The sequence below is a fragment of the Mesorhizobium dulcispinae genome, assembly GCF_033977345.1.
GTDB classification, from domain to species: Bacteria; Pseudomonadota; Alphaproteobacteria; order Rhizobiales; family Rhizobiaceae; genus Mesorhizobium; species Mesorhizobium dulcispinae.
This window is the reverse complement of the sequence record NZ_JAVIIY010000021.1, coordinates 31,255-51,001: the sequence shown is the minus strand read 5'-3', so window position 1 is coordinate 51,001 and position 19,747 is coordinate 31,255. Positions and strand designations below refer to the sequence as shown.

Sequence of the window (19,747 nt, the reverse complement as noted above, 5' to 3'; positions counted from 1 at the left end):
TTACCGGCGGCCGAAAAAATTTACGAATGTGTACCACTCGTGAAATCTAGGTAAATTCGGCTGACACTATTCCTTAACCATACCAAGGAGACCTAATCGGCAAGCTGTGGCAGGTTCCTGAACAGCTCCAGAGCCTCCGGATTGGCCAGCGCCTCCTTGTTCTTGATGGCGCGGCCGTGCACCACATCGCGCACGGCAAGCTCGGTGATCTTGCCGGATTTGGTCCGTGGAATGTCGGTGACGGCGACGATCTTGGCCGGCACGTGGCGGGGGCTCGCGCCGCTTCTGATCCTGGCGCGGATGCGCTTTTCCAGGTCCTCGTCGAGGCTCACCCCGGCGGCCAGCCGCACGAACAAGACGACGCGCACGTCATTGTCGAAATCCTGACCGATGCAGAGCGCCTCCAGGATCTCCGGCATCTGCTCGACCTGGTTGTAGATCTCGGCCGTGCCGATCCTCACCCCGCCAGGATTGAGCGTGGCGTCGGAACGGCCATGGATGATCATGCCGCCATGGGCCGTCCATTCGGCGAAGTCGCCATGGCACCAGATATTGTCGAAACGCTCGAAATAGGCCGCGTGGTACTTCTTGCCGCCGGGATCGTTCCAGAAGCCGATCGGCATCGCCGGGAAGGCTTTGGTGCAGACGAGCTCGCCCTTTTCCTGCCGCACCGGCTTGCCGTCATCGTCCCAGACGTCGACGGCCAGGCCGAGACCGGCTCCCTGGATCTCGCCGGTCCAGACCGGCTCGATCGGAACCCCCAGCACGAAGCAGGAAACGATGTCGGTGCCGCCGGAGATCGAGGCCAGATGCACGTCCTTCTTGATGCCGTCATAGACAAAGCGGAAATCCTCCGGTGACAAGGGCGAACCGGTGGAAGAGATGGTGCGCACGCTTGCAAGGTCGTGGCTGCTGATCGGCCTCAGCCCTGCCTTGCGCACGGAATCGATGAATTTCGCCGAGGTGCCGAAATAGGTCATCTTCTCGGCATCGGCGAAATCGAACAGCGCGTTGCCGTCGGGATAGAAGGGCGAGCCGTCGTAAAGCAGAAGCGTCGCTCCCGAGGCGAGGCCCGAAACCAGCCAGTTCCACATCATCCAGCCGCAGGTGGTGAAATAGAAGAAGCGGTCGCCGTCGAGCAGGCCGGCATGCAGGCGCTGTTCCTTCACGTGCTGGATCAGCGTGCCGCCCGCCGAATGCACGATGCATTTCGGGATGCCGGTCGTGCCGGAGGAGAACAGGATGTAGAGCGGGTACGAAAACGGCAGCCGCTCGAAACTCAGCGCCTTGGCGGCGAAGGGCGAGAGCGCTTCTTCCAGCGCCGCTGCCTTGTCGATGGTGGCGGCGACGTCGGCGGACGTGCCGAGATAGTCGACGATCAGCACCTTGCGCACGGTCGCCAGCTTCTCGGCAACCGCCCGGACCTTGTCGGCGACCTCGATCGCCTTGCCGTTGTACCAATAGCCGTCGGGCGCGATGAAGACGACCGGCTCGATCTGGCCGAAACGGTCGAGCACGCCCTGCTCGCCGAAATCGGGCGAGCAGGAGGACCAGACCGCGCCGATCGAGCTTGCTGCCAGCATGGCGGCGACCGTCTCAGGCATATTGGGCATCATGGCGGCAATGCGGTCGCCCCGCTTGACGCCGAGCGACAGGAAGAGCTGCTGCAGCCGCGAGGTGAGCGCATGAAGCTCGTTCCAGGAGAGCCGGCGCTCGACCTTGTCCTCGCCGCGAAAGACGATGGCCAGGCCGCCGCCGGTCTTCTTCAGCAAGTTCTCGGCGAAATTGAGCTTTGCGTCGGGGAAGAAGGCCCCGCCCGGCATCTTCTCGCCATCGATCAGAGCCCGCTCACCCTTGTCGCCGACAAGCCCGCAAAAATCCCAGACCAGGCTCCAGAACGCCTCGCGGTCGTCGATCGACCAGCGATGCAATTCGCCATAGGTGGAGAGAGCTTCGCCTGACTTCGCTGCGGCAGCCTTCATGAAGGCGGTCATGGGCGCGGAGGCGATCCGGTCCTGCGTCGGCGTCCACAAGGGGGTGTCGGCGGCCATGATCGTTCCTCCCAAAGCGCGTGGCGATTGCGGCAGTTAAGCCTGATGTCGCCTGCGTCGTTGTCCCAAAACCGGCGTGGCGTTTGCGGGCCGGACGGGTTTATCGCTTATGCATACCGCAGCGCAGCAGAGCAAGATTTTGTTGGAATGGCCGGCCAGGACGCGGCGCAAATGCCATCGCAGGGCCATAAAGACTTGAAAAGCGTCGGCGCTCGGTTACACCCGTCGGGCGATTTGTCGGCAATGGAAGCATAACGGGGCGCAATGCCATCATCTTTGATCCGGCGCGGGGTATGGGTGATCGGCGTTGCGGTGCTGATCATCGCGCTCGCCGTCGCCGCCCTGCCGCTGATTGCCTCGACGCGCATCGTGCGCGATCGCATCGCATGGGAATTGAGCGCCTGGAGCGGTTTTCGCGTGACGATCGACGGCTCGCCGCGCATCGAGGTGTGGCCGAAGTTCCGGGCGATCCTCAGCGACGTGACGCTGTCGCAATGGACCGAAACCGACGCGCCGCCGGTGATCGAAGCCGAGCGTGTCGAAGTCGACCTCTCCGCCATGGCCGCCTTGCAGGGCGACGTCCAATTCTCGACCGCAAGGCTGGTGCGGCCGACCATCAGGGTCGAGCGCACCGCGAGCGGCCTCTATCTGCCGCCGCTGCCCAGCGGCGGACGCATCACGCGCTCGATCGACACGGCGCGCGGCGTGGTCACCGCGAACCCGCAGAAGCCTGACCTCGGCAGGCTGCCTTCCGATCCGTTCGGCACCGTCGAGTTCCGCGACGGCCGCGTCGTGACCTCGGCGGGCGGCAAGGACACCGAGATCCTGAGCAGCCTGAGCGGCCAGGTGAACTGGGCGGCGATGAACAGCGACGCCACGCTGACGGCGACCGGGATATGGCGCGGCGAGAGCGTCCAGATCGATTTTTCCTCGGCGAGGCCGCTGGTTCTGTTTGCCGGAGGGGTCGCGCCTGTCACGCTTGCCTTCAAGGCGGCGCCGGCCACGCTCTCCTTCGAGGGCGTCGCCTCGATGTCGGAGAACGCCTATCTGGACGGGCAGGCCAAATTCGCCGCCCCGTCGCTGCGGCGCCTGCTTGAATGGTCGCAGGCCGGCATCGCGCCAAGTGCTGCGATCGGCTCCGTCTCGGTCGCGAGCAAGGTAACGGCGTCTGCGGGACGAGCAAAATTCGAGAACACGACGGTGGCGCTGGACAACAATCCCGGCATGGGAGCGCTTGACCTTTCGTTCGGCGAGGCCCTGCCCGTCATTTCCGGCACGCTTGCCTTCGACACGCTTGATCTTCGATCGTTCCTGTCCGCTTTCACGCCGATCGCTCCTGTCGGCGAAGCCGGCCCCGGCGAGATCGACACCAGCTTTGCCGACAAGATCAACCTCGACCTCCGACTGTCGGCGGCGCGCGCCACCGCCGGCCCGATTCAGCTTGCCGACGTCGCCGCGACCGCGCAGGTCAAGAATGGGCTTGCCGTCTTCGACATCTCCGACGCGTCTGCCTTCAACGGCAACATCCAGAGCAGCCTGCGTTTCGACCGCAAGCCGGACGGCACTCAGGTCGAGATGCGGCTTTTGGCGTCGGACGTCGACACCGGCGCCTTCGCCACCGCTGCGGGGATGACGCGGCTTGTGCCGGCCGGTACGGGAACCGTCTCGGTCATCCTCAAGGGGCCGGGTAAGGCCTGGGACTCGATCTTCGAGAATGCCGACGGATCCTTCTCGGCGACTTTCGGGCCGGGCTCGCTCAACGGGCTCAACCTGCCCGCCTTCCTCAAGCGCAACGAACAGGGCGGCTTCTTTGCCCTCGACGACGTCGCCGACGGTTCGCTGCCGATCGACGGCGCCGAGATCAAGGCGAGCATCTCGAAAGGCGTGGCGCGGCTGGACAAGGCCGAGGTCAATGCACAGAAGTACAAGATCTGGCTTTCGGGCATCGCCTCCTATAGCGGGCGCGGGCTGGCGCTGTCAGGAGGCATCATCCCGAACGGGCAGCCTGCGCAACCACAGCCTGCACAGCAGCAGCCGGCGCAGCAACCAGCCGCTAGCGGTCAGGCGGCCGTGCAGGCACCACCGCCCCCAAAGCAGTCGCTGTTCTTCGTCGGCGGCAACTGGAGCACACCGTTCATCTCGCCGATCAGCCGGGGCGTTTCAGGCCAATAATTCTGGAAAGGCGCGAAAGCGAGCCAGGAAGGACAAGGCGCAAGTCGCGCCCGTCCCCTATTCCTCCTCAACCGCGCTGGGCAGCCTGCTCGTCGCGCTGGCGCTGGACCTCGCGGCGCTTGTTGGCGATCGAGGCTATGATGACGCCGACGGCCACGACGGCGATCAGGATGGTGCAGGCGGCGTTGATCTCCGGCGTAACGCCGAGGCGCACCTGGCTGTAGATCTTCATCGGCAGGGTCGTAGCGCCCGGGCCCGAGGTGAAGGAGGCGATCACCAAGTCGTCGAGCGAGAGCGTGAAGGCTAGCATCCAGCCCGAAATGATCGCCGGCAGGATGACCGGCAGCGTGATCTGGAAGAAGGTCTTCACCGGCGGCGCGCCAAGGTCCATGGCAGCCTCCTCGAGCGAGCGGTCGAAGGAGACCAGACGCGACTGCACGACGACGGCCACGAAGCACATGGTGAAGGTGATGTGGGCGAGCGTGACCGTGAAGAAGCCGCGGTCGAGCCCGACGGCAACGAAAAGCAGCAGCAGCGACAGGCCGGTGATGACTTCCGGCATGACCAGCGGCGCAAAGACCATGCCGGAAAACAGCACCCGCCCCTTGAAGCGTGTGTAACGGGTCAAGGTGATCGCCGCCAGCGTGCCGAGCACAGTCGCGACGGTCGCCGAGATAACGCCGACGCGCGCCGTCACCCAGGTGGCGTCCATCAGGCCCTGGTTGTGGAACAGCGACACGTACCACTTGGTCGAGAAGCCGCCCCAGACGGTGACGAGCTTCGATTCGTTGAAGGAAAAGACGATGAGAAGCACGATCGGCAGATAGAGGAAGGCAAAGCCGAGCACGATCGAGGTGATGTTGAAGCGGCTCCAGGTAGCGTTCATTTGCCTTGCTCCTGGGCTTTCGCCTGGGCCTGCTGGAAGAACATGATCGGAACGGTCAGTACCAGGAGCAGGATGACCGCCACCGCCGACGAGACCGGCCAGTCGCGGTTGGCGAAGAACTCGTTCCACAGCGTCTTGCCGATCATCAGCGTCTGCGAGCCGCCGAGAAGGTCTGGGATGACGAACTCGCCGACCGCCGGGATGAAGACCAGCAGGCAGCCGGCGATGACGCCGGGCAGCGACAGCGGGAAGGTGATCTTCCAGAAGGCGCCGATCGGCGGGCAGCCGAGGTCCTGCGCCGCCTCGATCAGCGAATAGTCCATCTTCTCCAGCGACGAATAGAGCGGCAGCACCATGAAGGGCAGATAGGAATAGACGATGCCTATGAAGATCGCGGTGTAGGTGTTGAGGATGACCAGCGGCTGGCTGATGAGATGCAGCGACAACAGCACCTGGTTGAGCAGCCCTTCCGGCTTGAGGATGCCGATCCAGGCATAGACGCGGATCAGGAACGAGGTCCAGAACGGCAGGATCACCAGCATCAGCAGGGTCGGCCGGATCGTCGCCGGCGCGCGCGCCATGCCATAGGCTATCGGATAGCCGACGATCAGCGTCAGCACCGTCGAGATGGCGGCGATGATCAGGCTGGTCACGTAGGCGTTGAAGTAGAGCGCGTCCTGGGTCAGCCAGGTGTAGTTGTCGAAGTTGAGCTCGCGGAAGCCTGCGAAGAAGCCGGAAATGCCGTCTGTGAAATCAAGCACGGGGGTGTAGGGCGGCATCGAGATCGCCGTCGCCGACAGCGATATCTTGAAGACGATAATGAACGGGACGAGGAAGAAGAACAGCAGCCAAAGATAGGGAATGATGATGACGAGGCGGTCGACGAAACCCTTCGCCAGTCGGGTCGGCAATGCAGCGGCTTCGGCTGATGGAGCAGCGGCGGCGGCGATGTTGGTCATGGCCCGCTCCTACCTGGTCAGCACGACGCCGGCGTCCGGCCGGAAGGAAACCCAGGCGCGGTCGTTCCAGGTCAGCGGGTCCTCGGTGACGCGCGCGGCGTTCAACGCGCTGGCCCGCACCATCTGACCGTCGTCGAGCCTGATGTGGTAGACGGTCATGTCGCCGAGATAGGCGACATCGTAGACCTCGCCCTCCAGCGCATTGACGGCGTCGACCGGCTTTTTCGACGAGACCCTGATCTTTTCCGGCCGGATCGCGAAGATGATATCCGCGCCATTAGCGGTTTCGGCGGCATTCTCGACGACGATCTGCGCACCGGTCGCGCCGGTGATGCGCGTCCTGTTCGCCGCCCGCTCGGCAACCTTGCCCTCGAACATGTTCACATTGCCGACGAAATGCGCCACGAAGCGCGAGGTCGGCGCCTCGTAGATTTCCGCCGGCGTCGCGACCTGCATCACCTCGCCCTTGTCCATGATGGCGATGCGGTCGGCCATGGTCATGGCCTCTTCCTGATCGTGGGTGACGACGACGAAGGTCAGGCCGAGTTCCTGCTGCAGGTCCATCAGCTCGAACTGCGTCTCCTCGCGCAGTTTCTTGTCGAGCGCGCCGAGCGGCTCGTCCAAAAGAAGGACCTTCGGCCGCTTGGCGACCGAGCGGGCAAGCGCCACACGCTGGCGCTGGCCGCCGGACAGCTGATGCGGCTTGCGCTTGGCGAACTGCTCAAGCTTGACCAGCCGCAGCATCTCGGCGACGCGTTTTTCGATATCGGCGGCAGGCATGCCTTCCTGCTTGAGGCCGAAGGCGATGTTCTTCTCCACCGTCATATGCGGGAACAGCGCGTAGGACTGGAACATCATGTTCACCGGTCGCTTGTAGGGCGGGATGCCGCGTAGGTCCTGGCCGTCGAGCAGAATGCGCCCCGCGGTCGGCTCCTCGAAGCCGGCGAGCATCCTGAGCAAGGTCGACTTGCCGCAGCCCGAGGCGCCAAGCAGCGCGAAGAACTCGCGTTCGAAGATGGCCAGCGACAGATTGTTGACGGCGGTGAAGTCGCCGAACCTCTTGGTCACCTTGTCGAACTGGATATATGGCTTGGCGCTCGGATCATTCCACGGCGCGAAATCCCTGCGGATGCTGCCAAGCGATTTCATAGTCCCCACTCCGTTCTGTTCTTGGTGCGGTTCGTCGTTTCAAGGAAACGCAGAACCGTTCTGTCTCTTTAGTTTTGACGCAATTCCGGACGGAAAACCGCTTCACACTTTTCCCGGAATTGCTCTGTCTCTCTGTTTTTACGCAATTCCGGACGGAAAACCGCTTCGCACTTTTCCTGGAATTGCTCCAAGAAAGCGACCCCGGCAGTGGCTGCCAGGGTCGCGTCTTAATGCTTATTGGCCGGTGACGATCTTGGTCCAGGTGCGCGTGATGACACGCTGTGTCTTGGGATCGTATGGCTGCACCGTGTAAAGCTTCTTGGTCGTCTCCTCGTCCGGATAGACCGAGGTGTCGTCCAGCAGGGCCTTGTCGACGAACTGCTGCGAAGCCTTGTTGCCGTTGGCGTAGAGCACGTAGTTAGACGACTTGGCGATGACTTCCGGCGTCATCATGTAGTTGATGAACTCAAGCGCCTCGGCGACATGCGGCGCATCGGCAGGGACAGCCATCTGATCGAACCACATCTGGGCGCCTTCCTTCGGCACCGAATAGCCGATCTCGACACCCTGCTTGGCCTCCTCGGCGCGGCTGCGCGCCTGGAACACGTCGCCCGACCAGCCGATCGCCAGGCAGATGTCGCCGTTGGCCAAAGCATTGATGTATTCCGACGAATGGAACTTGCGGATATAGGGCCGGACCTTGAGCAATGCTTCCTCGGCCTTGGCGATATCGTCGGGCGAGGTGCTGTTCGGGTCGAGGCCCAGATATTTCAACGCGGCCGGAATGATGTCTGCGGGCGAATCCAGCACGTAGACGCCGCAATCCTTGAGCTTGGCGAGGCTGTCCGGATTGAAGAACACGTCCCAGCTATCGATCTTGTCGGTGCCGAGTGCTGCCTGCACCTTCTTGACATTGTAGCCGAGGCCGACCGTGCCCCACATATAGTTGACCGAATACTCATTGCCCGGATCATACTTGGCGGTGCGATCCGCAATGACATCCCACATGTTGGAGATGTTGGGCAGCTTCGACTTGTCGAGCTTCTGGAACACGCCGGCCTGGATCTGGCGCGCCAGGAAGTTGGCGCTGGGCACGACAACGTCGTAGCCGCTGCCACCGGCCAAAAGCTTCGTCTCCAGGATCTCGTTGGAATCGAAGGTATCGTAGACGACCTTGATGCCGGTCTTCTTGGTGAAATCGTCGATGATCGAGCTGTCGATATAATCCGACCAGTTGTAGACGTTGACGACGCGATCGTCGGCATGGCCGCCTACGGTAAAGAGCGTCAGAAAGGCCGAGGTCGCCGAAAGCAAAAGCGCTTTGCGGATCATGATGTTCTCCTTTGGTGAGTGTTCCCGTGCCGTCCTGTCGCGGCGTGAACGCGGGGCGGCTTTTGGTTCAGATTGTTGAGCTTTCCGGAGGGCGATAAGCGCGACCCGCTGGGATCGCGCCGGATTGTTAAGTAGCGGTTGCGGCCCTTGCACCCCCTCCGGGAGGGTATCAGAGCGGCGTCAGCGGCGTTCGCCGCGGCGTAAGCAGAGATATAACGATGCGGTCCGGCCCCGATGAGGCCGGCGGAGTCACTTGGCAAGATACGCCTGTCTTGTTGTTGCCGTAATCGCAGCCTGCCCGCCCGGCAGCGGAGTTGTCAATGGGGAAGACTCTCGAGCGTCAATTAGGAGACGGCAGCCCGGTGATGCCCGGCCGCTCGGGCCGGGTCTGCCGCTTGAACTCGAATCCGATATGAACAAGCAACGCCGTGACCACGACCGCGCCGCCGATGATCGTGCGCACCGACGGCACCTCGGAATGAACGAGCCAGACCCAGATCGGACCGAGGATCGGCTCGAACGTGCCGAGCAGCGCCGCGATGGCCGCCGGCACCAGCCGCGCGCCCATGGCAAAAAAAGCAAGGCCGACGCCGAGATTGATGACGCCGAAGGCAAAGAGAAAGCCCATGTCGCGCGCCGAGACGGCAAACTCCGTGGCCTGCGAGGCGGCAAAAGCACCGGCAAGCAGCGCGCCGAGGCAAGTGGCCGGCACCATGCGCACATGGGCAAAGCGCCGGGTGATCACGGTCGCGAACGAAAACATCACCGCGATCAGCAGCGCCAACCCGTCGCCGATCGGCGAGACGGCTCCGCCTAACGACTCGGAGACCATGATGGCCACGCCGGTGATGACGGCGGCGATTGCCGCCCAGGTCCCCGGGCTCACACGTTCGCGAAACAACACCCAGGCGAGCAAGGCCGCCAGAAGCGGCACGCCGGCCTGCATCAACAAGATGTTCGCGACCGTCGTGTAGGCGAGCGCGACGATGAAGCTCGTCGAGGCGGTGGCGAAGCAGAGGGCTACGCCGAGCCCCGGCAAGCCCATGTCGCGGAACAGTTTCCAGGTGCCGCGCCAGCCGTCGCGCCAGGCCATGAAGGCGATGAGGAAGGCCACCGCCCAAAGCGAGCGCCAGAACACTACGGTCCAGCTGTCGCCGACATGGATGAAGCGGGCGATGGTGCCGCCAAAACTCCACATCAGCGCCGACAGGAAGACCAGCAGCATGCCGATCCGCTCCTCGCGCGGCGAGACGGCAGGCAATGCGACGCGATGCGAGGCGGTATCGGTCATGGACGGGACTGTCAGCGATTTGCGAGCGGCACGATCCACCACGGACGACCAGACTGTATCTTATTCGCGTAGCGCAAATGCCGGAGCAAGGCGTGATCCAGCATCCGCTGAAATGTAGGACAAGCCGGCTTACGCTCCCTCGAGATTGCCGCAAGATTTGGCGGCAAGCACTATCCCTGGAAGTCGAAGGCGCTGAGGCCCGTCACCATCTCGTCGAGGCCGAGCGGCCGCGTCACCGGCGGCTCGGCGCGCGCCAGGCAGCCGACGCGCTCGCAGAGCCTGCAGGCCGGGCCGACCGGGGTTGCGAATGCCGTGCCTTGCGCGGCCTTGCCGGCGGACGGTCCGGGCAGCGCCGCACCGTAGACAACCTCGTCGCGAAAGCCGATATCGCAGCCAAGCAGAAGCGCCGTGCGCCGCGGCCGCTCGGAGAAGGCGCCTTGCGGCCCTTCGAGCGTGCGGGCGATGCAGAGAAACTCGGCACCGTCCGGCATTTCCACCGCCTCGACCAGAATCCGGCCCGGCTGGGAAAAGGCCGCATGGACGGGAAGCTTCGGGCAGGCGCCGCCGAAACGACTTTGCGGATAGCCGAGGCTGCCCGCCTTGCGGAAGCGGTTGCCGGCATTGTCGACCTCCAGCATGAAGAACGGCACGCCCGCCGCGCCGGGCCGCTGCAGCATGGTCAGGCGATTCGCCGCCTGCTCGAAGGACACGCCGAAACGGGAACGCAGGACGTCGATATCGTAGCGGGCGCGGATCGCTGCCGCATGAAAGGCCTGATAGGGCATCATCAACGCATGCGCGGCATAGCGGCCGAGCTCGAAGCGGGCGAGCCGGCGCGCCTCGTCGGTGCCGAGCTTCAACGCCCGGATCTCGCTCGCCACGGCCACCGTCATGCGCATCAGGCTCGCCTCCATGGCGACCTCGCGCAGCTGATCGAAAGGGGACAGCCGCTCGGACAGGAACAGGCGTTGCGAATGGCGATCGTAGCGCCTGCGCCAGTTCGGCATGGTGGCGACCGGCAGCACCTTGACCACTATGCCATGCTCTCGCCTCAGCCACGCCTTCAGCGCGCCGAACAGATCGTCTCCGGGATCGAGCAGCGAAATGAAGGCTTCAGCTTCCTCCTCCAGCGCCGCGAAGTGGTTCGGCCGACGCTCGAAGGTCTCGTGCACTTCATCGACAGGCAGGCGGGTGCCGGACAATGCGGTCGCCCTGCCCTCCTGCGCCAGAAGCTCATTGAGATCCGACAGCCGCTCGGCCTGCTCGCGATAGGCGCGAAACAGCTTCACCATCGCGGCGGAAGCGTTCGGCGCGATCTCGGCGAGATCGATGAGCTCCTGGTCGCCCGGCAGTTCGCCGGCCAGGAGCGGATCGCCGAACACTTCCTTCAGCGCCGCGATCGACCCTTTGGTCTCGCCCTGCAATTCATGCGGGTCGATCTTGTAGACCGACGCCAGCTTGAGGATCAGCTGCACCGTCAGCGGCCGCTGGTTGCGCTCGATGAGGTTGAGGTAGGACGGCGAGATGCCCAGCCCTTCGGCCATCGCCGTCTGGGTCAGGCCCTTGGCGTTGCGAAGCCTGCGGATACGGGGCCCGGCGAAGATCTTCTGGTCGGCCAATCAGACTATCCTTGACAAGATTTTACAGGAAATGGCGCGATCTGCGGCCAGCCATCTTTTACAATCGTGACAAATTTACAGCGCCAGCCTGTCAAACGCAATACAGGTTTTCCCTTATTTTCCTCGGAAAACTCTGGTTTCTCTGGCGATTTTTGCGTCGCAATGTAAACGATGTCACACGTCAGCGGCGCCGAAAACAGTCTCTACGAACGCGCCATCCGAACAAGCAGAACCGATCTGGAGCAACCGATGACTGATTTTTACAACCTCGTCCCGTCCGCGCCGGAAGGCCGTTTCGACGGCATCGAAAGGCCCTACTCGCCCGAGGATGTGAAGCGGCTGCGCGGCTCGGTCCAGATCCGCCAAACGCTTGCCGAAAATGGTGCGAATAGGCTGTGGACGCTCATTCATGAAGAAGACTTCGTCAATGCGCTCGGCGCCATGTCGGGCAATCAGGCCATGCAACAGGTCAGGGCGGGCTTGAAAGCGATCTATCTGTCGGGCTGGCAGGTCGCGGCCGACGCCAACACCGCGTCCGCCATGTATCCGGACCAGTCGCTCTATCCGGCCAATGCGGCGCCGGAGCTGGTGAAGCGCATCAACCGCACGCTGCAGCGCGCCGACCAGATCGAGACGTCCGAGGGCAAGGGGCTTTCGGTCGAGACCTGGTTCGCGCCGATCGTCGCCGACGCCGAAGCGGGCTTCGGCGGACCGCTCAACGCGTTCGAGATCATGAAGGCCTTCATCGAGGCCGGCGCGGCGGGCGTCCACTACGAGGACCAGCTGGCTTCGGAGAAGAAGTGCGGCCATCTCGGCGGCAAGGTGCTGATCCCGACGGCGGCACATATCCGCAATCTCAACGCGGCCCGCCTTGCGGCGGACGTGATGGGCACGCCGACGCTGGTGGTGGCGCGCACCGACGCGGAGGCGGCAAAGCTGCTCACCTCCGACATCGACGAGCGCGACCGGCCTTTCGTTGACTATGACGCCGGCCGCACGGTCGAGGGCTTCTACCATGTCAGGAATGGCATCGAGCCCTGCATCGCGCGCGCCGTCGCCTACGCGCCGCATGCGGATCTGATCTGGTGCGAGACCTCGAAGCCGGATCTTGAGCAGGCCAAGAAGTTCGCCGAAGGGGTGCGCAAGCATCATCCGGGCAAGCTGCTCGCCTACAACTGCTCGCCCTCGTTCAACTGGAAGAAGAACCTGGACGACGCGACCATCGTCAAGTTCCAGAAGGAGCTCGGCGCCATGGGCTACAAGTTCCAGTTCATCACGCTGGCCGGCTTCCACCAGCTGAACTTCGGCATGTTCGAGCTGGCCCGCGGCTACAAGGATCGCCAGATGGCGGCCTATTCGGAACTGCAGGAGGCCGAGTTCGCGGCGGAGGCTCATGGCTATACCGCGACCAAGCACCAGCGCGAGGTCGGCACCGGCTATTTCGATGCCGTGTCGATGGCGATAACCGGCGGCCAGTCTTCGACCACCGCCATGCATGAATCGACCGAGCACGCCCAGTTCAGGCCGGCGGCCGAGTGAGGATAACCCCAGAGGAAACGCCCAAAGGGCACTTACATCGAGGAGAACAGCAATGGCATCGATAAGCCGCGTCAAGGAACGAGCCGAAGAACAGTCGAGCGCAATGAGCGTCGACCAGCAGGCGACGATCCGCATGCTTGCCAACGACCTGCACAGGCTCAACCAGTCGGTGATGAAGGCGGTCGAGGCAGGCGTGTCCGTGGAACTGGTGCGATCCGCCAGGCACCATGGCGGAGACGGCAACTGGGGTGATCTTCTGATCCCAGTGATCGTCACCCACCAGAACCACGGTTGACGCAACGTCAACAATCACCCGCGAGTGTCTCCCGTGCGCTATACGTTCGGGAGACTTTCGGGGTTTTTCGAATTGCGCTTGCGGCAATGCGGAGGACTTGCGCCGAATTTTAGCAATTCTTGTTATATTATCATTTTCCACTATTTCTGCTTGACACCGCTGGCGATCTCACGCCAAGTGCGCTCTGGTTTCAACCCTGCATTGAATCAGAGCGCCCGCCTGCATGTGTCCCGCCGATCGCGACGACCCCCGAAAACCAATAAAACCGGCGGAGCGCGGCGCGGCGGCCCGGCCGGAGGCGGATTTTTCCAAGGTGCTTGTGGTCGGCAAATCGTCGATCAACCGGGTCGTGGTGTCGAAGATCGTGGAGAAGTCCGGGCTGAAGCCGATTTCGGAGTCGCCCGAGACCGCCGAGAAAGCCCTGGCCAGCATGGTCCCCGGCGTCGTGATCCTGGACGGCGGACCCGACGACAAGGACTGCGACAGGCTGTTGTCCGGCATCGACGCGCTGCGGCGTGCTTCCGGCAGGGCGCTGCCCTCCGTGATCCTGCTCTCAACCAGGAATGGCACGCCGGACAGCCTCGGCCTGTCGAGCGTCGTGGATACTGTGGTTGCCAAGCCGATCACGCCTGAAAGACTGCAACCGGTGATCGATCGCCTGGTTGGCCGCGGCTAGACAGAGGCGACGCTTAACCAACCTTTGCAATCGCCTCGACTAGGGTCGGCAGCTCGCCAAGGTCGGCAATCTGGCGGAAACGCGGCGCCGCGACAGGCGCCTCGGCATGTTCGATCGCCCAGGTCAATTCGTGCGGCACATGGATGCCCCAGCCGCCGGCCTCGATGGCGGGGACCACGTCGGACTTGAGCGAATTGCCGACCATCATGCTGTTCTGCGGACCGTCGCCATGGCGGCTGAAGATGCGGGCATAGGTGGCGGCGCTCTTGTCGCTGACGATCTCGACGGCATCGAAGAGATCGCCCATTCCCGACTGCGCCAGCTTGCGCTCCTGGTCGAATAGGTCGCCCTTGGTGATCAGCACCAGATGGTAGGAGCCCGCCAGCTTTTCGACCGTCTCGCGCGCATGCGGCAGCGGCTCGATCGGATGGCTGAGCATCTCGCGGCCGGCAGCCAGGATTTCGCCAATCACCGAACCGGGCACCTCGCCGTTTGTGATCGCGACGGCAGTCTCGATCATCGACAGGGTAAAGCCCTTGATGCCGAAGCCATAGAGGGCGAGGTTGCGCCTTTCCGCATCGAGCAGCCTTGCCGCGATGTGCTCATGGTCGCCGTGCTCGGCCAGCAAGTCGGCAAAGCGCTTCTCGGTCATGCGGAAGAACTGCTCGTTCTGCCACAGCGTATCGTCTGCATCGAAGCCGATGGTGGTCAAACGTCGAGCGGACATGGGCGACCCTTTGCTTACAGGCTCATCTAAACCTTGTTGCGCCGTGCCGCCAGCGAGAAGACCGACCCGACGCCTCCCCTTCCCTTCCCCTGCGGCGCCCGGCTATACTTCGAAATCCGCAACACAATCTGGTGAATGATGCCGCCTGAAAAAAAGGAAGTCCGTCCGTCGAACCGGGGGGGACGCGCCCGCACGCCTGCCTTCTTGAAAAACGAACGCGGTGTGAAGAACTGGAAGGAAGCCAGCGCATGGCTGGAATGGCGCGGCATCGAGGACATAGAATGCATCACGCCGGACCAGGCCGGCGTCGCCCGCGGCAAGATGATGCCGTCGAAGAAATTCACCTCCAACACCTCGCTGGCGCTGCCTTCGGCGGTGTTCATGACGACGATCTCCGGCGGCTACCCGGAAGACGGCAACGGCTTCCACTATCCGGAGGACGACGGCGACCTCAAGCTTTTGCCCGATCTCTCGACGCTGACCGTCGTGCCCTGGGAGGAAGACCCGACGGCGGCTGTGATCTGCGACCTCGTCCACCAGGACGGCCGCTCCGTCGAATTCACGCCGCGCAATGTGCTGAAGCGCGTGCTGGCCGCCTATGACGATCGTGGCCTGAGGCCGGTAGTGGCGCCCGAGATCGAATTCTACCTGGTGCGCAAGAACCCCGATCCGGACTATCCGCTGACGCCGCCCGTCGGGCGCTCGGGGCGGCCGATCGGCGGCGGCGCCGGCTATTCGATCGCCGGCGTCAACGAGTTCGACGAGCTGATCGACGACATCTACCATTTCTCGGAGCGGCAAGGCCTGGAGATCGACACGTTGATCCACGAGGAGGGCGCAGGCCAACTCGAAATCAACCTGCGCCACGGCAATCCGATCGAGCTCGCCGACCAGGTGTTCATGTTCAAGCGCACGATCCGCGAGGCGGCGCTGAAGCACGAGATCTACGCCACCTTCATGGCCAAACCGATCCAGGGGCAGCCCGGCTCGGCCATGCATATCCACCAGTCGGTGCTCGACAAGAAAACCGGCAAAAACATCTTCTCGGCCGAGGACGGCTCGGAGACGGATGCCTTCTTCCATTTCATCGGCGGCATGCAGAAGCATGTGCCGAACGCACTGGTGATGCTTGCGCCCTACGTCAATTCCTACCGCCGGCTGACGCAGGCGGCGTCGGCGCCGGTCAACAACAAATGGGGCTACGACAACCGCACGACGGCCTTTCGCGTGCCGCGCTCCGATCCCGCGGCGCGGCGCGTCGAGAACCGCATTCCGTCCTCGGACGCCAATCCCTATCTGGCGCTGGCCGCCTCGCTGGCGTGCGGACTGATCGGCATGAACAACAAAGTCAAGGCGGAGCCGCCGGTGCTGACCACAGCCAATGCCGATGAGATCGATCTGCCGCGCAGCTTGCTGGAAGCGGTCGACCTGTTCGAGGCCGACAAGGAGCTCGCCACTATCCTCGGCACATCATTCGCCGCCACCTACGCCGCGATCAAGCGCGCCGAGTTCGAGACCTTCATGGAAGTGATCAGCCCGTGGGAGCGGGAGTATTTGTTGCTGAATGTTTAGGGCACTGATCTTGCCCTACCAATCTCCGATTTCTCCAGGCCGTTCCTGGTACGAAGACACAGCGGGACCGCGTCCTGAATATCCTGCGCTCGACGGCGATCGCCAGTGCGATGTTGTCATCATCGGCGGCGGCTTCACCGGCCTGTCGGCTGCGACACATCTCGCCAAGGCCGGCACGAATGTCGTGCTCATCGATGCCTACCGCTTTGGCGACGGCGCATCAGGGCGCAATGGCGGCCAGCTCGGTACCGGCCAGCGGGCCTGGGCCGAGGAATTGGAGGCCGAGTACGGCTTCTCGCGAGCCAAGGCGCTGTTCGATCTCGCGGAGGAAGCCAAGACGCATCTTCTCGATTTCGCGGCCGCCAACCAGATCGACATCGACTACATGCCCGGCCAATTGTCGGTGGCGCATAAGCGGCGTTATGTCGACGACTACAAGCGCCATGCCGAGATCATGGCGAACCGCTTCGGCTATCCGCATGTCAGCTTCATGGATGCAGCGGAAACGGCGGAACGGCTGGGCTCGACGCGCTATTTCGGCGGCACGCGCGACACCGGCACCGGGCATATCCACCCGCTGAAGCTGGTGATCGGCACGGCAAAGGTGGCAGCCGCAGCTGGCGCGCATCTGTTCGAGCGGACGCCCTCGACCGGCATTGTTTCCACTGGCGGCAAGGTGAAGGTCACGACGCCAAAGGGCACCATCTCAGCCGAGAAATGCCTGATCGCGGTCAACGCCTATGGCGGCAATCTGGAGCCGGTGAGCGCATCACATATCATGCCGATCGGCTCCTTCATCGGCGCGACTGTCCCGCTCGGCGCCGAGTCCAAGGTGTTGCCAGGCGGCGAGTCGGTGGACGATTCCCGCTTCGTCGTGCGCTACTTCCGCAAGTCGAAGGACGGGCGGCTGCTGTTCGGTGGCCGCGAGGTCTATGCCGTCAATGATCCGAAGGACATCCATATCCACATCCGCCGGCAGATCGCCGAGCTCTATCCGGCGCTGAAGGACGTCGAGATCACCCACGGCTGGGGCGGCTATGTCGGCATCACCGTGCCGAGGAAGCCTTTCGTGCGCGAGGTGATGCCGAAAGTGATTTCGATAGGTGGCTATTCCGGCCATGGCGTCATGCTGTCCAACTTCTTCGGCAAGCTCTATGCCGAGACGGTCGCCGGCAACCGCGACCGACTGAAGCTGATCGAGGATCTGAAGATTCCAGCTTTCCCGGGCGGCCGCCGTTTTCGCGCCCCGCTGCTGTTTCTGGCGCTCAACTGGTTCGCGCTGCGCGACCGGATCTGAAGCCGGACATGTGCAGAAGCTGTCGATTCGACAAGTGCGCTTCCCTAACGGCACGTTGCAGAATCCTTAACGAACGCGCAGAATTTCGCAAAAAGGCGCACTGATGCCATAATCGGCGGCAAAAGATGCCGGTTCTGGGCGATAATATGGGGATTTGCGCGGGCCTGCCCGCTTAAATTTTCGGGACCGATGCCGATCGGCCGCTAGCTGTGCGGCAAGATCGAAAGAACGTCGGCCCGGTTGTTGGAGGTGGTCTAAGTGAACGAGCCCTTCAGTTTCGGCGCGCCGGAACGACGGCGCTTTGCAGTGCAGTTCGGCTATGACATGCGGCCCTCGTTCTGGCAGGGTCTGCAGTCGAACGCGCATCTGGTGATAGCGGCTGTCGGTACCGCAGCGCTGCTCGGCGTCGCTGCGGTAGCGCTTTGGCTGGCCCTGCCGGCCAATGAACGACAGGCGATCGCAAGCGCGGAGCAGAGCGTGCCCGCAGTACCTGTCAAGACGACGAAGATCGCTCCGGCCGCGGCGAGCGCCGTCAGTGTCGCCGCCGCGCCGCAGGCGGCGCGCAAGGCCGATGCAGTTTCGCCCGTGACCGCAGCCCGAGAAGCCACCATCCCGGCGCTGGCATCCAACAACCCCCGCTGGAGCGGCGCGGGTGGTGAGCCTGCGCCTGCTGTAGCTGAGACCTCGCCAGCCTCACCCGCTCAGGCCGCCGAGAAGCCGGCAACGCAGAACGACAAGCCAACCGCTGCCGCCTTTGCCGAATCCATGTCGGGGAACGATGCTTCGGCCGCCTTGGCTGAGGTCGCGGCTCCCCCTGCGGCGGCTGGCCAGTCGGCAGATGCGAAAAAGCCCGACGACAAGATGGATGGCGCTCAGACCGCCGCCATACCGGCAACAAAGCCGCAGGCTCTCGACGATCAGACGGCAGCAACCGAGGACCAGGCCAAGCCTGACCCTGAAAAAATAGGCGCGGTCGCAAACGGACGTATCCTGCGGGCAGTGACAATGCGAGCAGGTCCAAAACAGAAAGCGGCCGCCATGCTCACCGTGCCCGCTAAAACTTCGGTGCAAGTGCTCAGCTGCAAGAAATGGTGCGAGATCATTTATAACGGCAAGCGCGGCTGGATCTACAAGAGCTACGTCAAGACCGGCGCCTGATCCGCTTCCCGGCCGAAGCCGGCCGCAAAGTGCTGAGCTGCCAAACCGTTTCGTGGAGCGGCAGCTCAGATGCAGCGCCCGCCATCGACCTCCAGCGCCACGCCGGTGATGAAGGCGGCTTCGTCCGAGGCCAGCCAAAGCGCCGCATTGGCGATGTCGAGCGGCGTCGATAGCCGGCCGAGCGGGATCGAGGCGCGGAACTTTTCCCGGATCTCCGGCGTGTCGGCGCCCATGAATTTCTCCAGCATGCCGGTCTCGCCCGCGACCGGACAGAGGCAATTGACGCGGATGTTCTTCGGCGCGAGCTCGACCGCCATCGACTTGGTGGCGGTGATCGCCCATCCCTTGGAGGCGTTGTACCAGGTGAGGCCCGGCCGCGGCCTGATGCCGGCCGTCGAGGCCGTGGTGAGGATGACGCCGCCGCCCTGCCGGTCCATGATCGGCACCACGGCAAGGGCGGCATGATAGATCGCCTTCATGTTGACGGCGGTGATCAGGTCGAAGGTTTCCTCGTCGACGCCCAGCATGTCGCCGTTGCGATGGGTATAGCCGGCGTTGTTGATCATGATGTCGATGCGACCGAAGGCGCTCTTGGCGGCGTAGACCATCTCGTCGAATTCGGAGCGCTGAGAGACGTCGGTCTGGGTCCAGATCGCGCTCTCGCCGATTTCCTCCGCCACGCGCTCCGCGCCCTTGGCGTTGAGGTCGGCGACGACGACACGTGCGCCCTCTTCCGCGAAGCGCTTAGCCATGCCCTCGCCGAAGCCCGACGCCGCGCCGGTGATGATGGCAACCTTGTTTTCCAGACGCATGGGTTTTCCGCTCATTCCAGATCATCCGCAAATTCGCATCGGGAGGCTCAATGATTTCTCCCTTAGCTTTCGTCACATTCACGATCTATGCTGCAGTCGCGAACGCTGCCGGAAGACATCGCTTGCCGACAAGCCTTCCGGCAGCACCAGTGTCAAGCGCCAGTATCAGGGGCACGTCTAGACCCAATCATACTCTAGCGATTGGCCCCCTT

At 63.3% G+C, this 19,747-nt stretch carries 16 protein-coding genes; 7 read left to right on the top strand and 9 right to left on the bottom strand.

What is annotated here, in order from left to right; genetic code table 11:
- Positions 1–92 precede the first annotated feature (92 nt).
- Complete coding sequence (locus RFN30_RS28680) at positions 93–2,051, bottom strand: acetoacetate--CoA ligase (RefSeq protein ID WP_320265429.1); 1,959 nt, start codon at positions 2,049–2,051, stop codon at positions 93–95.
- 264 nt (positions 2,052–2,315) lie between these two features.
- Here RFN30_RS28680 and RFN30_RS28675 point away from each other — a divergent pair, with 264 nt between their 5' ends.
- Complete coding sequence (locus RFN30_RS28675; RefSeq protein ID WP_320265428.1) at positions 2,316–4,223, top strand: AsmA family protein; 1,908 nt, start codon at positions 2,316–2,318, stop codon at positions 4,221–4,223.
- 67 nt (positions 4,224–4,290) lie between these two features.
- Here the strand turns inward: RFN30_RS28675 and RFN30_RS28670 are convergent, their stop codons facing one another.
- From RFN30_RS28670 to RFN30_RS28645, 6 genes are all read right to left on the bottom strand, one after another.
- Positions 4,291–5,109: an ABC transporter permease gene (locus tag RFN30_RS28670; RefSeq protein WP_278075354.1), complete on the bottom strand. Its 819-nt coding sequence runs from the start codon at positions 5,107–5,109 to the stop codon at positions 4,291–4,293.
- The gene (locus RFN30_RS28665; RefSeq protein ID WP_320265427.1) at positions 5,106–6,068 is read right to left on the bottom strand and encodes an ABC transporter permease subunit; all 963 of its coding nucleotides are present in this window, start codon (positions 6,066–6,068) and stop codon (positions 5,106–5,108) included. Before RFN30_RS28665 ends, RFN30_RS28670 begins: the two co-directional genes overlap by 4 nt.
- A 9-nt stretch (positions 6,069–6,077) precedes the next feature.
- Positions 6,078–7,217: an ABC transporter ATP-binding protein gene (locus RFN30_RS28660; protein WP_320265426.1), complete on the bottom strand. Its 1,140-nt coding sequence runs from the start codon at positions 7,215–7,217 to the stop codon at positions 6,078–6,080.
- A 234-nt stretch (positions 7,218–7,451) separates the two neighbouring features.
- On the bottom strand, positions 7,452–8,549 hold the full coding sequence (locus RFN30_RS28655) for a polyamine ABC transporter substrate-binding protein (RefSeq protein WP_320265425.1): 1,098 nt from the start codon (positions 8,547–8,549) through the stop codon (positions 7,452–7,454).
- A 340-nt stretch (positions 8,550–8,889) separates the two neighbouring features.
- Positions 8,890–9,840 (bottom strand): DMT family transporter, encoded by a 951-nt coding sequence (locus tag RFN30_RS28650; protein WP_320265424.1) that lies wholly within the window; start codon positions 9,838–9,840, stop codon positions 8,890–8,892.
- A gap of 170 nt (positions 9,841–10,010) precedes the next feature.
- The gene (locus tag RFN30_RS28645) at positions 10,011–11,459 is read right to left on the bottom strand and encodes a helix-turn-helix domain-containing protein (RefSeq protein ID WP_320265423.1); all 1,449 of its coding nucleotides are present in this window, start codon (positions 11,457–11,459) and stop codon (positions 10,011–10,013) included.
- A 249-nt stretch (positions 11,460–11,708) separates the two neighbouring features.
- Here RFN30_RS28645 and aceA point away from each other — a divergent pair, with 249 nt between their 5' ends.
- The 3 genes from aceA to RFN30_RS28630 all read left to right on the top strand — a co-directional run bounded on the left by aceA (position 11,709) and on the right by RFN30_RS28630 (position 13,969).
- Positions 11,709–12,998 (top strand): isocitrate lyase, encoded by a 1,290-nt coding sequence (gene aceA / locus RFN30_RS28640; protein ID WP_320265422.1) that lies wholly within the window; start codon positions 11,709–11,711, stop codon positions 12,996–12,998.
- Positions 12,999–13,050: 52 nt separating this feature from the next.
- On the top strand, positions 13,051–13,293 hold the full coding sequence (locus RFN30_RS28635) for an SMc00767 family acetate metabolism repressor (RefSeq protein ID WP_059186117.1): 243 nt from the start codon (positions 13,051–13,053) through the stop codon (positions 13,291–13,293).
- A gap of 223 nt (positions 13,294–13,516) precedes the next feature.
- On the top strand, positions 13,517–13,969 hold the full coding sequence (locus tag RFN30_RS28630) for a response regulator (protein ID WP_320265421.1): 453 nt from the start codon (positions 13,517–13,519) through the stop codon (positions 13,967–13,969).
- Positions 13,970–13,982: 13 nt separating this feature from the next.
- Here RFN30_RS28630 and RFN30_RS28625 read toward each other — a convergent pair whose 3' ends face one another.
- On the bottom strand, positions 13,983–14,696 hold the full coding sequence (locus RFN30_RS28625; protein ID WP_320265420.1) for an HAD family hydrolase: 714 nt from the start codon (positions 14,694–14,696) through the stop codon (positions 13,983–13,985).
- A gap of 135 nt (positions 14,697–14,831) precedes the next feature.
- On the opposite strand from RFN30_RS28625, the gene RFN30_RS28620 reads away from it, so the two are divergent.
- From RFN30_RS28620 to RFN30_RS28610, 3 genes are all read left to right on the top strand, one after another.
- Entirely contained in the window at positions 14,832–16,268 is a 1,437-nt protein-coding gene (locus RFN30_RS28620) for a glutamine synthetase family protein (protein WP_320265419.1), read from the top strand.
- Positions 16,269–16,278: 10 nt separating this feature from the next.
- Positions 16,279–17,565, top strand: coding sequence for an NAD(P)/FAD-dependent oxidoreductase (locus tag RFN30_RS28615; RefSeq protein WP_320265418.1), 1,287 nt, complete (start codon positions 16,279–16,281; stop codon positions 17,563–17,565).
- Positions 17,566–17,823: 258 nt separating this feature from the next.
- Positions 17,824–18,723, top strand: a complete 900-nt coding sequence (locus tag RFN30_RS28610; protein WP_320265417.1) for an SH3 domain-containing protein — start codon at positions 17,824–17,826, stop codon at positions 18,721–18,723.
- 65 nt (positions 18,724–18,788) lie between these two features.
- On the opposite strand, the gene RFN30_RS28605 is transcribed toward RFN30_RS28610, so the two are convergent.
- Positions 18,789–19,535 carry an SDR family oxidoreductase gene (locus RFN30_RS28605; RefSeq protein ID WP_320265444.1) on the bottom strand — a complete coding sequence of 249 codons (747 nt, stop codon included), beginning with the start codon at positions 19,533–19,535 and terminating at the stop codon, positions 18,789–18,791.
- Positions 19,536–19,747: the final 212 nt, after the last annotated feature.

Excerpts from the sequence above, each read along its gene's own strand:
- RFN30_RS28650 (WP_320265424.1), bottom strand. The coding sequence starts at position 9,840 with ATGACCGATACCGCCTCGCATCGCGTCGCATTGCCTGCCGTCTCGCCG.
- RFN30_RS28675 (WP_320265428.1), top strand. The coding sequence starts at position 2,316 with ATGCCATCATCTTTGATCCGGCGCGGGGTATGGGTGATCGGCGTTGCG.
- RFN30_RS28625 (WP_320265420.1), bottom strand. The coding sequence starts at position 14,696 with ATGTCCGCTCGACGTTTGACCACCATCGGCTTCGATGCAGACGATACG.
- RFN30_RS28635 (WP_059186117.1), top strand. The coding sequence starts at position 13,051 with ATGGCATCGATAAGCCGCGTCAAGGAACGAGCCGAAGAACAGTCGAGC.
- RFN30_RS28680 (WP_320265429.1), bottom strand. The coding sequence starts at position 2,051 with ATGGCCGCCGACACCCCCTTGTGGACGCCGACGCAGGACCGGATCGCC.
- RFN30_RS28665 (WP_320265427.1), bottom strand. The coding sequence starts at position 6,068 with ATGACCAACATCGCCGCCGCCGCTGCTCCATCAGCCGAAGCCGCTGCA.
- RFN30_RS28605 (WP_320265444.1), bottom strand. The coding sequence starts at position 19,535 with ATGCGTCTGGAAAACAAGGTTGCCATCATCACCGGCGCGGCGTCGGGC.
- RFN30_RS28630 (WP_320265421.1), top strand. The coding sequence starts at position 13,517 with ATGTGTCCCGCCGATCGCGACGACCCCCGAAAACCAATAAAACCGGCG.
- RFN30_RS28670 (WP_278075354.1), bottom strand. The coding sequence starts at position 5,109 with ATGAACGCTACCTGGAGCCGCTTCAACATCACCTCGATCGTGCTCGGC.
- RFN30_RS28620 (WP_320265419.1), top strand. The coding sequence starts at position 14,832 with ATGATGCCGCCTGAAAAAAAGGAAGTCCGTCCGTCGAACCGGGGGGGA.
- aceA (WP_320265422.1), top strand. The coding sequence starts at position 11,709 with ATGACTGATTTTTACAACCTCGTCCCGTCCGCGCCGGAAGGCCGTTTC.
- RFN30_RS28655 (WP_320265425.1), bottom strand. The coding sequence starts at position 8,549 with ATGATCCGCAAAGCGCTTTTGCTTTCGGCGACCTCGGCCTTTCTGACG.
- RFN30_RS28660 (WP_320265426.1), bottom strand. The coding sequence starts at position 7,217 with ATGAAATCGCTTGGCAGCATCCGCAGGGATTTCGCGCCGTGGAATGAT.